The organism is Bradyrhizobium sp. 956_D2_N1_4 (assembly GCF_052076025.1).
GTDB lineage: Bacteria > Pseudomonadota > Alphaproteobacteria > Rhizobiales > Xanthobacteraceae > Bradyrhizobium > Bradyrhizobium barranii.
Genome location: NZ_CP197237.1, coordinates 405,001 through 420,751, shown reverse-complemented (window position 1 = coordinate 420,751; position 15,751 = coordinate 405,001). Strand labels below are relative to the sequence as shown.

Here is a 15,751-nt window from a genome sequence, read left to right as displayed (position 1 = left end):
GAAAATACATCACCGGAATCGCATAGTTCGGAGCAAGTGCGAACCGATTGCTGCCTTTGCGACAGGCCCTATCAGGTGACGAACGGGCCTGGCCTTGCCGTCCCAAGTGGCCGCTGCTTGCGTAACTTTTGCGAACATCTCGCGGATACGGGGCTGGAGCTCGATCAGTTCTACGATCTCGCAACCCCCCGCGATGGAATTGCGCACTGCATTTGCTTTTTCAGGCGCCACCTCTCCAAGACGAATTCGTTCCATCAGAGGACCGGCGCGAGCAGGCAGGGAAAAATAGGTGAAGCGGGCGCCCGAAAAAGACATCATCTGCTGGATCGTCGCGCCACACGCCTTGGTCTGCGCGACGGACCGCTGGTAATCGTGCGGCTCGACGCAAAAACCGCAGTGCTGAAGACCGCTCCTTCCGGCCGCAAGAAAGGCGCGCCAGCTTGACGGCTCATTGTCGAGCGGCTGAATAAGCTCCAGCTGCACCCCGCCGACCTGGCAGAATCCGAACATGATCAGCGGGCGTGAGGGCCTCTCCAGATACTTGTTATCAGTGACCACCACCGGACCAATCGTGAGCCAGGGCCCGATACCCTGGTCTATCCAGCCCTTGATGGCTTGCTCAAGATCGGGCACCACATAGCCGAGCTGATCAGCGCTTTTCTCAAGCAACGGGATGTCCGCATCGATTGGCTTGCTGAGGCGCTCCATACGATTCTCCGGTGCTGCCGAACGTTGTCGCGCAGACGTTCCGCGACAACCTACTATAACCCTGGAAAATTGCAGTAGGACGGCTGTGCCGCGGTCGCGCGCAGATGCAGCTTTCCTGGCGGGACTCAATCAAGGGATCTAAGAGCAATCGGGTTACGATGCCCCCATTCATTCCAACCTGAACCCGATTACGCGTCGCGCTGGGTCAGGAAGTTTATGCAAGTGCGCAGCCATTCGAGGTCTGGACCTGCAGGCACACCGGCGAACGCCGAGTTGTGGAATTCGCGCGCTGCAGCCTCTGCAAATTCGGCTGCCGCTCGCTGCGCCCATGGGATGCTCCCGCCGTCCGCGATGATCTGATGTAGCCTCAGCACTTCGCGCGGCAAACGTCGCTCGCGGGGCCGCGCCAGAAAGGTGCTAATCCACGCACGGTCAGTGGGATTCGCCCGACCCAGGGCGTGCGCGAGCAGAAGCGTCCGTTTGCCTTCCCAGAGATCTCCGTCGATCTCCTTGCCGTAACGCCCAATGTCGCCAACCAGGTTAAGAACATCGTCGGTGATCTGGAAAGCCAGTCCAAGCAGATAGCCAAACCGATCAAATCGACCGAGATTCTGGTCCTCGCCGTTGGCAACGAGTGCACCAATCCGCATGGGGTGAATGAAGCTGTACCAGGCCGTTTTCTTGAGCACGAGCCGCAGATAATCGTCTGTCGTAACTGTGAGATCATTGTCTCGTACCCATCCTAGTTCGTTGGCCTGCCCCTCCAAGGTCTCGACGACCATGTGATCGACTTCGTCGAAGATGCGCAGCGCCGTCACCGGGCCGAGCCGCTCGCCGGTCTTGCGGAAAAGGCGCATAGCGAGTGCGTTCATGGAATCGCCGGTGTTCACGGCAATTGGAATCCCGGCGCGGCGATGCATTGTCGCAACGCCACGCCGCCAGTCGCTACCGTCTTCAATATCGTCGTGCACGAGAAATGCATTGTGCAGCATTTCCAGGCCGGCGGCGGCAGGAAACGCATCCTCCGCGCGGCCGCCCAGCGCTCTCGCGGTCGCGATGCAGAGGGCAGGACGAAGGCCCTTGCCTGACCGGCCCATGAAATCCGTCACGAGCCCATACAGGTGGCGCTGCGGTTCCCACGTCGGTACACCTTCTGTGAGCATATCGGCCAGCATGTCGCGATACCACACCAGGCGGTCCAGAAAGCCGGCCGGGCCTACGATCTCGCCGGCCAATGGCACAGTATCCGCGACCTTGATCAACGCATCCTGCAGGGTGGGCACATCAACCAAGCGGCGCGCCATCGTCGCCGGGTCGACCGCATCAAGCGCGCCGACATCATCCGCGGCGGCACTGTGCGAGTCGAGCGTGTCGGCGACGGCATGGGTGAACGGCGATACCTGCTCGAGCAGGGAGCTCGCCTGCTCCAGCAGCGGCGACGCACCGCGTAAGGCGTGGGCAGCTACCTGCGCGAGTGAAGCGTCCCACGGCAGGCCGGCCTGGTATCGCGCAGCATCGCGCAGCCGCCATGGCAGGAGGATTTCAGGTTCGTGCAGCGGCCACAGCTCACAGCGGCTTCCGTCGAATTTCACGGCGTCAAGCAGGCCATTCACTGCGCGCCGAGCTGCCTCATTGGCTGCCTCCATCGTCGCGAGGTCGGTATGCGTGCGAACGTAGTCCGACGCCAGAAAAAGGTTTGGAATGGCGGTGGTCGCCTCGGGACGCAAGGCCCAGGTTTCGACTTGGTTCACCAGAAGCGGCTCGGAATTCCGTAGCCAGCCCGGGCGTGCGGGATCGTTCTCAATGTTTGCGCTGAGGAACCACGAATGCAAATCCTCATCGCGCAGCACCTCATCACCGGCATCATTGAGCGAGCGCTTGAGTTGATTCCATGTCTCGCGCACCACCTCTTCACGCGAGCACCGCATGGCTGGGCGTCCGTCCGATCCCGGCGCCGTCCAATCAGAAAGATCGACCGAGAGGATGCCGTGCACATCGCTGTCTCGGAACAGCTCAGACGGCACATCACGCCAGAACTGAAGCTGCGAGATGCTCGTGAGCGCCCATTCGGTGTCGATGTGAATCACGTGCCCGTGCGCCGACGGCACCGCGCGGTGCAGATAGAACTGCACGCCGTTCATCCACTCCAGGTTCGGAGCCAGCGCGCGCAGGTTGGCGAGCGTCGGGTCGGCTGCCGCCAGGCGGTCGCTCACCAGGGGGGCGATGTCCTCGAGCGGGAGCGCCGCCACGTAGTGGTCGCCATGCACCATGATGCGCTGGCCGTGCTGGCGAGCGACGACGCCGGTGATCCGTCCGCTCTCGTAAAGGATCTCCTCGACCCGTGCGTTCTTGACGTACCGCACCCCTCTCGATTCGAGATACGCAAGCCACGGGTCGATCCAGACGAGATTCGTCGGCCCATCGAGCACGCGATCAGTCGATCCCGCGATCGGATTCAGGATCGTGAGCACCAGCTGCACAAAGATGTCGCCGATAGTGCGCGCACTGGCCTTGCGCGCTTTGGACGCCACCAGCGAGCGCGTTATGCCGGTGGCGAGGAACTTCTGGTATGACTCCGACCGCTGCTCGGCGCCGACGAACTCCCACCAGCTCGTGCGTTCGTATTCTGCGAGCCGGCGCTGGGGGCACGACGTGAGTATCTGCCAGACGCGCGCACCGAAGAATGCCAGATCGTCGGGTGTGAGGCCGGTGGAGTGTTCGAACAACAGCAGGATGTCCCGCAACGTGGTGCCGGCATCGCGGGGCGAGAGCGGAAAGCCCGCCGGTACGACGAACGGGGGCTCGTCGTATTGCGTGAACTCCAGTCGCGTGGTCGGCACCAGGTGATCCGCCACCTTGCTCCCGTCAAACGACGGTATGCGGCGCATGGTCTCGATTACGTGCTTGTAGAAACCTGGGAAGAATCGAAACCCATGCTCGCCGGGCACCCGATGCTGGATCGAACTCCCAGCGCCATCGGCGACCTGATGTCCGCTGGTGTCCTCGCCCTCGTGGAAGACGGGAATGCTGCGGGCCTTGCCTCCCGCAATATCGCCGCTCTCGAGCACCACGACATCAAAGCCGCGCTCGACCAACTCGTGCGCGGCACTCATGCCGGCGACACCGCCGCCCAAGACGATAACCTTAGTAGGCATGCTTCACCGAGCCATGACCACTTAGTCCGACTTTTAGCCAGCTTTGGAGGCGTCACCGAGCGCGCGGGACGCGATACATCGGATCATTTTCGACGATCTCACGAGCACTTTCAAGCATGAGCTTCATTGCCCAAAGTTGCCAAACGTACGCCAGCGGCCATCTGTATTTGACCAAGTAGAAAAGCTCGAAGCGATCCGTATTAGGAATTGGGCGTAGCTGTGCGATCAGATCTGAACTACGGCGTTCAACTATCACATAAGCGCCGCTTCGCTGCGATTTTCGTGCCTAAATCTCGTTACGGCATCACGCGGGAAACCGCCGATGCACATTTTTTGATTACGCCGTCGGTGAGTTTGCTGATTTGGCCTTAACGCTTTCTTCGTAGGAGTTGCTCTTCTGGCTGACGGAATTTTCTTCTTCTTGCTGACGGAATTTTTTTTGCGAAGCGGCATCGCGCAGTACGAGATAGAGTCCCTGCGCGTTTGCTTTCACATCATATGCGAGGGTAATGATTTTCCCCCAGCGTTCGTTAATTAAGTCAATGACAACCAATAGACCTTCACCGAGGTCGGTCGGCGCCTGCACAGTTATTTTTTGGTTTTTCAGTGTCACGTCCTTTAGCGTGATCTCATCGACCACATTGATCTTCACTCTTTTGGTTTGCACAATTATCTGCAGGGCGTCTTTCTCCGTCATCGCACGGACAGATCTCAAAACTTCAGTGCCTATTTCGATTGGCGCTACCACGCCTTTTTTTTCTTTTACGTCCAGCTCTGCCATACGCGCCTTAATGGTAGCCAGTTCTTTGCCTGCCTCAGGCGCACCTTCCACCTTGGCCCATAGCGCATCCAGCTTCATTTGCTGGGCCGCTACCAGCTCGCGCAAGTCCGCCAGGTTCTTTTCCGTAGCTTTATCCATTGAGATCTCTCCAATTGGTTTCGAGATTCCCGTCTTTGTTCACTGAGACAATGACCCATGGACCGCCACCTTAGCCCCGAGACATTTGTCCGCACACGCCGCGATCGCCGGATGTCAATCGCTACGGTCCCCTCAGCGGTATGATCGCTTCGGATTCCTTGATGCGGAGCGCCATCTTCTCGCACACACGGAAGACGAAATTTGGATCGGCTGTGACTTGCAGGAACTGGACACATACGTCTGTGGCGATGACTAGCTCGACTGGCTCGCCGCCAAGTGCCACTACCACGCCGGACCCAACGCCGACAGCGACGTCAAGCGTGGATGAGCGGAGCAGCGGACCGCCGCCCAGAAACGGGAGGATGCGATCTTGCGGCAATACAAGAAGCGCCGTTGGAGTCTGAGCGACAAGAAACAGATTCTGGTCAAGCACCACCGCGAACGGTCCGAAATGGCCCTGCTCTTCCAGGCGGCCAATGGCGCCGGCTATCGCGCCCACCAGGTCCAGGCGCGGCGGCAGCCATGGAATACTAACAACCTGCTGCGCCGGTAGGTTTCTCCAAAGTCCAGGGCTTACCTGCCCGCCGGTGATTTCCCAGACCCTATTTGGGAACGCAGGGCCGACATCTATAGGGGGGGCAACCCTATTCTGTCCCGGGAATGCTGCGTTGTATGCTACGTCTTGCCCTAATCCCCTGAAGACGACGGCGTCCTCAAGGCGAGCCAGTACGTTGGCAGCGCGCCGAAATAAGGCCAGCACGCTGGTCATCTCCGGATCGGCCATCTGCGCACCGCGCACGGTCACCCTTACCTGTAACGTCGCCAACTGGATGACATCCCTGTCCTGAATAGCTATCGCATTCGGCGAGATAAGTTCCTTCCTCACGAAGTCGGTATCCCCGGGCAGCGGTCCAAGCAACGGAAGGAACGTCGCCGCAATCCGTGCGCGGCTAGCTTCCTCTTGAACGGCTTTGTTGACGCGAGCCCACTGCTCGTCGGTCCAAGGCACTTGCGGATTATCGGTTGTCATCTCAGAGGCCCCCCTAATTAGATACATCGGGAACGAGATGTCGTTTGTGCTTGCGCACGAACGCAAATATCTTGAGCTCAAAACACCGTCGGCGCGCACTCCACGAGTGCGGCTTCGAATGAGTCTTCAGTCTACATGTTTTGCTGCCCCCGCCGTTACGACGTATATGTCGTACGAGGCGCGAAGCGTCTTCATGTCCACTCTGCCAACGCCAATACACTGGGCGCGGTTGAGCCAAGCGAGTTCTTTGTCAGCGGTCGCGTAGGTTGGAGCAAGAACGAACGGCGGCAGTATACCGAAATCTCCGCGGATGGCACGTGCGTAGCCGTCCGCACCCAGGTCAAGGATGCCATCATACAAGCAGTCGATCCGCGCGCCAGACAGCGTCTGCAGACACTCCGTCACGTTGACTATTCCAACACCATCCTTGCGGATGCGCAGCCAGTTGACCCCGCCGGGCCGGACGATCCCCTCGAAGCGCGGCCCAACGAAGCGTCCTTCCGTGACGTGCAAGTTGATCCGCAGTCCATCCGGCACAACGCCTATTACCTCCGTACGGATGGCCACCGTGCCGGCCCAGAGGAACGTGGTATCCCAGTCCCAGCGGAGCTCGCCTGCAGGTAGAGCAGCGGTCTCGACCGGTGCCGCTCCGCAGCCCACCTGATACCGGGGACATTCGGCGGACTCCCGTAGGCGCGGAGAGATCGGCTGGCCGGCAAAGCCAAGCACCGGCAGAAACTCCACCGTTCCGCCGGATTGGCCCGGCAGGAGCGCCCGGAATAGCCGACCGTTCGCACCGTGGACGCGCGGCGCGGATTGCCCGATTGCCTGGCGGACCGGGCCTCCGTTCACCCGGTACTCCACCGTGACGGCGTGACCCGGCCGCACTGGAGAGACCGCTACCGTCACAGATGCCGGGGTTCCCGGAGAAATCACCGCGGGGGGCACGGGCGTATCCGCCTCGCCCCATCGCAACTCCGAGCCGTCCCAAGCGCGCTGCATCGAAGGCATGCATGCTGCCGTAGCTGGAGCTTCATCCGTTTGCAGCGTCAAAGAAGGCGCCGGAAGAAACCGGTCACACGCCGGAATAGGTAAGGGCTTTGCCGCAGCTTCCGCGAAAACGCACGGCCGTCTATTGACGAATCCGCGCGACGGGGAATTCATCGGACGCTCCGCGGCGTGAGATCGAGGCCCCGGCGCACCCGCCATGCTTCGTCTTCCTCGGCGAGGATTTCGAGTGCGCGCGCAATGAGATCGCCGGGATTGGTCACCATGGGGGGTGTCCAAGCCGCCGCCTGCCGCACCGAGGGGTCTCCCAAGCGCGCAGCGCTTTGGCGTGCTGATCGAAGCGCGTCAAAAGGTTGTCGAAGAAGGCCGCGCTTTTGGGCCGCCCCGGTCTGGACGCCAGCCGCATCGGCAAGTCCCGGTAAACGCGACAGCGGCGACGCCCCCGGAGGAGAGAGCCCCGAGTCTTCGACCGCGCTTTTCGATCCATAGCATTTGCCTTGCATTTGCTCGACCGACTTCGGATCCTGGTTCTGTCTAATAGACTACATTGTATTGCGTGTACAGGACAGGGGCTGCTGCCGGTAGTTGGGCGACTGGCGGATCTCAACACGCCGGCGCCAGCCCACTTAGGGCGACGAAAAACCGCTTGCCAGCGGCGCGATACCCTATCGCAAGGCGGATCTGTAGAACCCGATATCGTCTTGGATCACCGCGTCCAGTCCGACTGGTACGCGAGCAGGATTCGCCAGATCAAGCTTCCGAAACGCGATCTTGTCGCGCCAGACCTTTCGCAAAAAATCCTCAAATACGAGAATTGTCAGTCGTTCACCCGCACATCGTCGGTATCCAAAGCCGAACGGAGCAAAGCCGGCATAGTCACAAACCGGATAGCTTCGTTCGTCCGCAACGACAAATAACGTGCCGAAGCCGCTATTTGTAATACGGGCGTTTCGTCCGTCCTTGATCTTGAAACTGGTGATGTCAAAGGGACACCGTGCCAGGCCGATCTGCCGACATTTGTCATCGTTGATCTGCGCGCTGGTCGGGACGCGGAGATATCGTTGCGGATCGAACGTATTCGGATCCGTCCAGTGAACCGGATCCAGGCTGGTGCTGGCATGCGGTGTGGATACATAGCTGTCCCTTTCAAACGGCATGTCGAGCTTTTGCTGCGGAGCCTCCCCGCGGACGCTTGATCTCGCATCATGGATGGCGGAGACGCTGCCACCGTTCGGCGAAATCACGCGAAACAATTCCATTACGAATAGCTCAAGTGGCGAGAAAGACGCACCTCCGGCAGTGTCGAAATTTCCGCCCATTGTCTTCTGAAATGATGCTCGCACGGCCTGGTCGCCGCGGTCTTCCGACAGGAGCGACATGACCCGGAAAATCGCATTGCCCCATTGGCTTAGCGCGACGAAATCGTGGAGGCACTCAATGACCATGTCCTTCTTGCTGAAATGACCGCCGTCCTGGGCATTCTTCAGCCAATGCCAGGCCATGGTTCTCTCGGGATTTTTGATTTTGCCCGATTGGATATCGCTGATGCGTTTGCCGATCCACGATTTGAGAAAATCCTGAAGCTCACGAACCTTCATATAGTTTTGGTAGGTAACTGGCAGCAACGGATCCCGATAGGCAAAGACCGTATTGAACGCCTTTCCTATTTCACGAACCTCACGGGGAATATCGCTGCCAACAAGTCCAAGGTGAAGGTCCCAATAGAGGTCGAAATAGTGGTCGAGGTAGTGCTGCATGAATGGCCTGTCAGCAAATTTCTGATCTAAGAGCTTGTCAAAAAAAGCTGTAACTTTGGCGCGGTACATCGGCTTATAGAGATCGGGCGTCACCGCCGAAAAATAAATTCGCTTGCGAAGATTATTCTCACCCCGCTTCTCGAGACCTTGCAGGAAAACCATCACGCCCTCCTCAGGGGTCGGTTTCCAGTCACGATAGATGAGACCAAAACGATCACGAGGGAGTGCATTCTCCTTACTGAAATTAAGGTCAATCATTGGCAACAGGGGCCGCTCCCCTTCGTAAACGTTCGTCAGGAAGAACGGTATGACGACTTTCTCGACGTAGATCGGATCGAAATTGGCAGGAATCGCGGCGCGAAAACGTTCAACCGCGGTGATGATCTGCTCCGGTATCGGTGACTGTGCTGCAGCGCTGGACGCCTCTTGTGCTCGCTCCCCCACCCGCACCACGTACATGTCGAACTGCGCGCGAAGCGCGCTCATGTCCACCTTCCCCACACCGATGCACTGGACGCGGTTGAGCCATTCGAGCCTCGGATCCGCAGTCTCATATGTCGGTGTGACCACGGCGGAGATTTGCTGGTCATACTCACCGCGCAGCGCCCGAGCGTAGCCGTCGGGACCAAAATCGGCGACCCCGCCGTAGGCGCCGTACACGCGAACGCGGTCCCGCGTCTCGAAACACGCCCGGACGTTGACGATCGCAATTCCATCCGGGCGGATATGCATCCAGTCCGCCGCGCCGGGTAACACGACGGCATCGTGACCCGGCCCAACGAAGGTCCCTTCCGTGATGTGCCAATTGACCCGGAGGCCGTCGGACATTGGGCCGACCAATTCTTTGCGGAGCACCACCTTCAATGATCCGAGGAAGCTCGTATTCCAAGCCAAGCGGAATGGGGCAGAGGCGGCCTCTTCGGATGCCCCCCAACGAAGGCGCGAGCCGGCGTTTGCCATTCCCTCGCATGCAGCCGAACTGTCGCGGGCGCAACGCGGGGTCTGATCCGCCAGGCCGGTGATCACCCCCCTCACCTTGGGAAAAAAACCCAGCACTTTGGGCGTGAAGCCCCATGCGAGAAGGGTCCGACCTTCTTCCGAGCTCCGGTCGAAGTGCAAAGATCCTGGCATCACCGGCTGCAGCCGAGGGGCGACATCGCTTCGCCACTGCCAGCAAACGACCGGCCCCTGCCCGATGCGCGCGACCGCCGGGTAGACGCATTCGGCACCGCGCGGAAGCGCCTGCAGCGTGACGCCGGCTGTTTTGGCCGCCTGAGCTACCACTGACTCGTATGCCGTCGGATCCCCGGTAAGCGCCAGGTCTCCCTGGACGACGCCACGTCTGTGCTGGTCTTTGATCGACAAGTGAAGCCGGCGACCGATGCACGCCATATCGATGGTCCCGGGCCGCTTGTCGGTACCCATGCGCTCGCGGCCGACGTCGATCGCAACCTGGGTCGTATCGAGCAGTCGGAACATGTACATCCGCGCTTTGTTCTCATACACCGCTGTTGCGGGATCGAACGATCCATCAAGCATCACAAGCACGCTCGATGCGCCGTTGGAGGCCGCCTTCAGGGACGCCTGGCTTTCGGGAGCGTTGTCCGCCACGGCAGCAACCACTATGAACATGGCGGCATACGGCCGGATCGAGGTGTCGGTGAACTTATTCGACCAGAGCTGTGCGACAGCCGCGTGCCTGCCGTCCGCGTACTTCAAGGTTATCGGCCTGTAGCCACTGCCGGCCAATGCGGCATTCACGAGAGGTACATTGGAGCACTCGCCGTAGAGGTGCACCATTTGACCGTTATAATACTGAAGCTCATTCGGCACGACTGCGCCGCTGGCGGTCGTATAGGTCTTGCCCGTGATGATGTACTTGTCGAAGAGTGGTTCGTACCGCTCATTATCGACATCGGACGGTGGCGGCACGAACGCGTCCAAAGTCAACTTGCTCTTCGCTTCTCGGGACAGTTGCTGCTCGAAGGTGCGAAGGACTTCTTGAACGTCCTCTTTGCTATGAGGAATCTGCAAGAGTCGAATGACATCCGAATTTCCGAGCTCGCCGGCTGCGGCGAGCCGAGTGGCCTCGCGGATCATTCCGCTGCTACGAATCGCTGTGCCCACGCTGGTCTCCCTTGAATAGAATGAACCGCGCCAGGAGCCGCGCCGCTTTGTCCGTTCGAACCATTATTCCTGAGCGCGAATGTCGGAATTTATAATATCCTGCTGGTCCTTGCGAATGCCACACTTATCCACCTCCTGGAAGTGATCCGACTTGAGGTATGTGTTGGGCCTCAAGGAGGACTACAAACGGCAAAAACGCTACATGCCCGAAGAGATCGTCGCGAAGCCTGCGGTAGGTCGAATGTCCTGGTCTCGCAGGGCAAAACATGTCCAGGCGATCGGCCAGATCGGCGTGGGCCCTTTCGTCGGCGAGGAATTTCTGGAGGTGTAAACAGCACGCCGCCAGCGCCAACAGAAAGCCTAGCCCGCAAGTCCGCGCGGGCGGTGGCTTGCATTAGCGGCACATGAGGTCGCGGCCGCGCGCGAAGTATCGAACAACTGCCGATCGAGGGTCATTGCATCGGTCAGGGACCCCAATGGTGTGCTCGAAAAGTTGCTGTTGCCGCTCGATGCCCAGCGAAGAACGGTGGCCGGAAAGCCGCCATTTTGCGTTTGAGAAGTTCTTCGCGTGAAGGGTTCGGAAGTTGTGCCTGCCGTAAATCACATCCGGCCATATTGATGGTGCAGTCCGCCCAAGATCGGGCGGCAGACGACATTCCCGGCCCACTCAACGCCGCGAGGGACTGGGGCATCCTTGTTCAATGATAAATGAGTGCGCGTGCCGTTGGAGCTTGCTCGCTACGCAATCGTCAGGTGGATCGATCAGACGGGTCGCAGCGATGTGCTCGTTTTTGGCCCGGCTGGGAATGGGACGGTGCGAGGGACGGAAATCGGCGATCTGTTCGAAGAGAATCCGTATCGCGGGTTGCGGCGCGTCATCGACATTTCCGGCGATGGGTCGAACAACGACGGAGCCCCCCGTAACCGGCGCGCGCGACGCTGCCCTGGAGAAAGGCATCATCATCAACGGCCTCCCGATCATGATGAAGGAGCCATCCCTCTCGGCGACCGATATCGAGAACCTCGATCTCTATTACGAGGACTGCGTGATCGGAGGGCCGGGCGCCTTCATCATGACGATCAAAGATCGCGAAAAATTCCAGGCAGCGATCCGGACCAAGCTTGTTCGCGAAGTTGCGGGCCTCACGCCAGAGAGCGGGATCGTCCCAGCCGCCGAGAAAGAGCCCCGGGTGCCCTGTCTGATCGGCGAAAAAAATCGCAGGAGCGCGGCCGGAGGTGAGTGTCGAGACGATCATTCAGAGCCGCCGGGCGAACAAACTTTAGACAGCAGTTTATCATGGTCGCAGCCCCACGCGTCGGGACATTGGAGCTGCTAACGTCCGTTCGTGGCCTACACCGACGAAATCCCGCGCTCGTCCCAATGACGGCTGTTAAGGGGCGACCGGAAATGGCTAACATATGGCCAAAACAACGCGACTGGCGAGTAGGCTTTGGAAACTGTGCCCCAGCAGGCCGTAGTCAGCATATATTTGGGCACAAGGAGGTGCGAAATGGCGACAGCAGCTACCCAAGTCGTTCTTGATACGCCGGCGCCCGTGTTCCAGCTTCCGGCCACCGACGGCAAGATTTACGCACTGGACGACGTTGCCGGCGAAAAAGGCACGGTCGTCGTCTTCATCTGCAACCATTGTCCCTATGTCAAAGCGGTGATCGACCGCATGGTTTCGGACGCCCGCGTGCTGATGTCGGGGAGCATAGGCTTTGCGGCGGTTTGCTCGAACGATGCGGCGAACTATCCCGAAGACTCATTTGAGAATATGAAGCGTTTCGCGAAGGCTCATGATTTCCCGTTTCCATATCTCCACGACGAGACCCAGACAGTCGCTCGGGCGTATGGGGCGGTCTGTACGCCGGACTTCTTCGGTTACAATGCCGACCGCAAGCTCAAGTATCGCGGCCGGCTCGACGATGGGCGTGCAACTCCGCCTCGCGCGGGGGCGCCCCGAGAGCTTGTCGAGGCCATGCGCGCGATTGCGACCACCGGTCTTGCGCCGGCTGACCAAAAGGCGTCTATTGGCTGCTCGATCAAATGGAAGGACGAATGAAGCCGATCCCTGTCAACAGGTTTCGTATCTGAGACCGCCGCGTACGGCAGCATTTGCTGCACATGTGCGATTTGACTAGCGGCATCACGAGGACCCTGCGGCTGCTGCCGGAGTCGCGTTCGCCCCTTCTCCTTCAGGTCTGCTTCCGGGGCAACACGAGGCTTCGGCTCCTGCAATCCGACCCGTCAGTGCTGCGTCGCTTTTGCGACACCGATCGACTCCTGTCGAGCGCTTGGACCAGATTTGCTCACCCTGAGTTCTTCCGGTGTTGGCCCGTTTGGGGCACGCCAACCGGCCCGGAAACTGTCCGCTTGTCGAGGGGAAGACGGGAAGTGGCTCGCCCGCGGTCAAAATGGCGTGTTGACTCCAACCGGTCGTTGCGCACCCCAAGACAGGAACTGTGGTATCCTCCGTCAAATGCGATGGGACGGTTCAACGAAAGCGGCTGCCCCCTCTAGTGGCACTTGCTGCGCGTCCTCGTGTCCTCGCCGGGCTCCGGGACAGCACAAAATGGCCTGGCATCCCCACCTCTTAGGCGCCTGCTCGGCCCGCGCCGACGAGGTGATCGAATGAGCGCGCTAGGCAAGCTGGTGCGATCCTGCCGGCGGAAGACCGGTCCGAGTAAGGGGTAACGCCCTCCCGGGTTCGAGGAGGACCAGCGTCGTGAAGCGGGACTTCGACCTCATCGTCTATGGCGCGACGGGTTACACCGGCCGTCTCGTCGCCGAATATCTGACGACGTCCTATCGCGGCGACGATGCTCCGTCCTGGGCGATCGCGGGACGCTCGACCGACAAGCTCCAGAAAGTGCGTGCCGACATCGGCGCACCAGACGATTTGACTTTGGTGAAGGCGGATGCCGCCGAGCCGGCCAGCCTGCGTTCGATGTGCGAGCGTGCGGCCGTGATTATCACGACGGTCGGGCCTTATCAGCTTTACGGCCCCGAGCTTGTGGCGGCCTGCGCGGCCACCGGCACTGGCTATGTCGATCTGTGCGGCGAACCGGCGTGGATGCGGCGCATGATCGACGCCCATCACGAAGAGGCGAAACGGACCGGCGCGCGCATCGTCTTCTCCTGCGGCTTCGATTCCATCCCGTTCGATCTCGGCGTGCTCACGTTGCAGGAGAAGGCGCGCGAGAAATTCGGACGCCCGGCGCGGCGGGTTAAAGCCCGCCTGCGCAAGGTGAAAGGCGGCATGTCGGGCGGCACCGCAGCGAGCGCCCAGGCGACGTTGGCGGCCGCGGCGCGCGACCCGGCCCTGATCCGGCTGCTGACCGATCCCTTCGCGCTGACACCCGGGTTCACCGGGCCGTCTCAGCCGTCCGGCCTTATCCCCGAATACGACCCGAGCATGAACGTGTGGCTCGTGCCGTTTCCCATGGCGCCGGTCAACACCAAGAACGTACACCGCACGAATTTCCTGTTGGGTCATCCCTACGGCACGGACTTCGTTTACGACGAGATGATGGTCGCGCCCGGATTTGGGGAAATCGGTCGCGTGACGACGGAGACCTTCGCCACCATATTTTCCCTGCTCGGGACCGGCGGTCTCAAACCCGGTGCAGGCCCGACTCGGGAAGAGCGCGCGAAGGGCTTCTACGACATCCTCCTCCTGGGCGAGCTGCCGGATGGCCGACGGGTCGAGGCGGTCGTCACGGGCGACCGCGATCCGGGCTACGGCTCGACCAGCAAGATGATCGCCGAGAGCGCTCTCTGCCTCGTGCGCGACGTGCAGGGCGAGGGCGGCACCTGGACGCCGGGCGCGCTGATGGGTCCGGCGTTGCGCAAGCGTCTAAGGGAGCGCGCCGGCCTCACCTTCAACGCGCGTTGAGGTAACGCTCGGAACTGCAGCGGCGTGCTGGACTACGTGGATCGTAACCAACGAAAAGCGCGGATTGGCGTGCGCGGCCTCAAATCCGGTTCAATGGCCGCTTTCGGCCCGTTTGAGACATTCCCCCTGGCTCTGAGAATGTCCGATTATCGAGACAGCGACGAGCTCCATCGCAAGGTTGCACGATGAAGAAGGTAATCAACTCAGGACTGTCGCGCCGCCACTTTTTGCGGCTCACGTCAGTGGCCGCGGCGTCAGCTCTGACTCCAACGGTGTTGTGGGCCGAGCAGCAACAAGCAGCGGATTCGGCCACATCCCAGGCCGTGCCCGCACGCATCGCCACGTTCGAGGAGGTATGGCGGACCGTGCGAGATCGTTTTTACGATCCGCACCTAGACGGGCTCGATTGGTCTGCCGTCCGGGAACGTTACTTGCCGGACGCCACGCGGGCGAGTTCCGAAGAGGCGCTGGCCGGCGTCATTAATAGCATGCTCTCTGAGCTGCATGCTTCGCACACCCGCTACTACACACCGTACGAACCAGAGTACTACCAGCTTTCTGATATCTTTGCTGGTGCGTTAAGGCGGCGCGGACTGGAACGTGTTTTTCCGAATGGCCGTATCTCCTATCCCGGCATTGGCATCCTCTCGCGTCTCGACACGCAGGGTCGCAACATGATCACCGGTGTTATAGAAGGCACGCCAGCCCAACAAGCCGGCCTGCTCGCTGGCGATGCGATCGTCTTCGCCGATGGTGCACCGTTTGAGCCGGTACAGTCATTCCGTGGCAAGGTCGGCAAGGAAGTTGTGCTGGGGCTGCGTCGTGCCGGCGCGTTTATGCAAATATCGGTTACTCCGGTCGAAATTGAGCCCAACAAGATGTTCTTGGACGGCTTGAAGGCCAGCGCCCGTATAATACCGGCCAACGGCCGAAGCATCGGCTATGTTCATGTCTGGTGCTACGCCGGCTCCGTGTATCAGCGGACGCTCGAGCATCTTCTATCGCAGAGTCCCCTGAACGGCGCCGACGCACTGATCTGGGACTTGCGCGATGGCTGGGGCGGCGCGATCCCCGGATATCTTGATTTGTTCAACACGCGAGCGCCGACGATACAGGTCACTGATCGCAATGGCGCCAGCGAACTCGAG

Annotated in this window: 10 protein-coding genes and 1 pseudogene (1 of these 11 cut by a window edge); 5 read left to right on the top strand and 6 right to left on the bottom strand. The window is 60.3% G+C overall.

Features of this window, described 5'->3' with window-relative positions:
- Window positions 1–9 precede the first annotated feature (9 nt).
- The 6 genes from AB7535_RS02045 to AB7535_RS02020 form a co-directional block, all read right to left on the bottom strand.
- A complete protein-coding gene (locus AB7535_RS02045) occupies window positions 10–708 on the bottom strand; it encodes a VOC family protein (RefSeq protein WP_085402185.1) in 699 nt (232 codons plus the stop codon).
- 188 nt (window positions 709–896) lie between these two features.
- Window positions 897–3,842: an FAD-dependent oxidoreductase gene (locus AB7535_RS02040; RefSeq protein ID WP_201266197.1), complete on the bottom strand. Its 2,946-nt coding sequence runs from the start codon at window positions 3,840–3,842 to the stop codon at window positions 897–899.
- A gap of 358 nt (window positions 3,843–4,200) precedes the next feature.
- On the bottom strand, window positions 4,201–4,782 hold the full coding sequence (locus AB7535_RS02035; protein WP_085402187.1) for a hypothetical protein: 582 nt from the start codon (window positions 4,780–4,782) through the stop codon (window positions 4,201–4,203).
- Between the two features lie 121 nt (window positions 4,783–4,903).
- Window positions 4,904–5,812, bottom strand: a complete 909-nt coding sequence (locus AB7535_RS02030; protein ID WP_071917688.1) for an encapsulin — start codon at window positions 5,810–5,812, stop codon at window positions 4,904–4,906.
- Between the two features lie 126 nt (window positions 5,813–5,938).
- The gene (locus AB7535_RS02025; protein ID WP_161495857.1) at window positions 5,939–6,556 is read right to left on the bottom strand and encodes a DUF3237 domain-containing protein; all 618 of its coding nucleotides are present in this window, start codon (window positions 6,554–6,556) and stop codon (window positions 5,939–5,941) included.
- Window positions 6,557–7,485: 929 nt separating this feature from the next.
- Window positions 7,486–10,704 (bottom strand): DUF3237 family protein, encoded by a 3,219-nt coding sequence (locus AB7535_RS02020; RefSeq protein ID WP_161495858.1) that lies wholly within the window; start codon window positions 10,702–10,704, stop codon window positions 7,486–7,488.
- A 163-nt stretch (window positions 10,705–10,867) separates the two neighbouring features.
- On the opposite strand from AB7535_RS02020, the gene AB7535_RS02015 reads away from it, so the two are divergent.
- From AB7535_RS02015 to AB7535_RS01995, 5 genes and pseudogenes are all read left to right on the top strand, one after another.
- Entirely contained in the window at window positions 10,868–11,035 is a 168-nt protein-coding gene (locus AB7535_RS02015; protein WP_161495859.1) for a hypothetical protein, read from the top strand.
- 507 nt (window positions 11,036–11,542) lie between these two features.
- Window positions 11,543–11,918, top strand: a pseudogene (locus tag AB7535_RS02010) (DUF1194 domain-containing protein); the annotation flags it as partial.
- A gap of 297 nt (window positions 11,919–12,215) precedes the next feature.
- Window positions 12,216–12,770: a thioredoxin family protein gene (locus AB7535_RS02005; RefSeq protein ID WP_085402190.1), complete on the top strand. Its 555-nt coding sequence runs from the start codon at window positions 12,216–12,218 to the stop codon at window positions 12,768–12,770.
- Window positions 12,771–13,433: 663 nt separating this feature from the next.
- On the top strand, window positions 13,434–14,603 hold the full coding sequence (locus tag AB7535_RS02000; RefSeq protein ID WP_135215533.1) for a saccharopine dehydrogenase family protein: 1,170 nt from the start codon (window positions 13,434–13,436) through the stop codon (window positions 14,601–14,603).
- 185 nt (window positions 14,604–14,788) lie between these two features.
- A protein-coding gene (locus tag AB7535_RS01995; protein ID WP_085402192.1) for a S41 family peptidase crosses the window boundary here: on the top strand, window positions 14,789–15,751 show its 5' portion. The gene runs 321 nt beyond the window's last position; 963 of the gene's 1,284 nt are visible here — the first part of the coding sequence; it begins with the start codon at window positions 14,789–14,791; its stop codon lies off the right edge, out of view.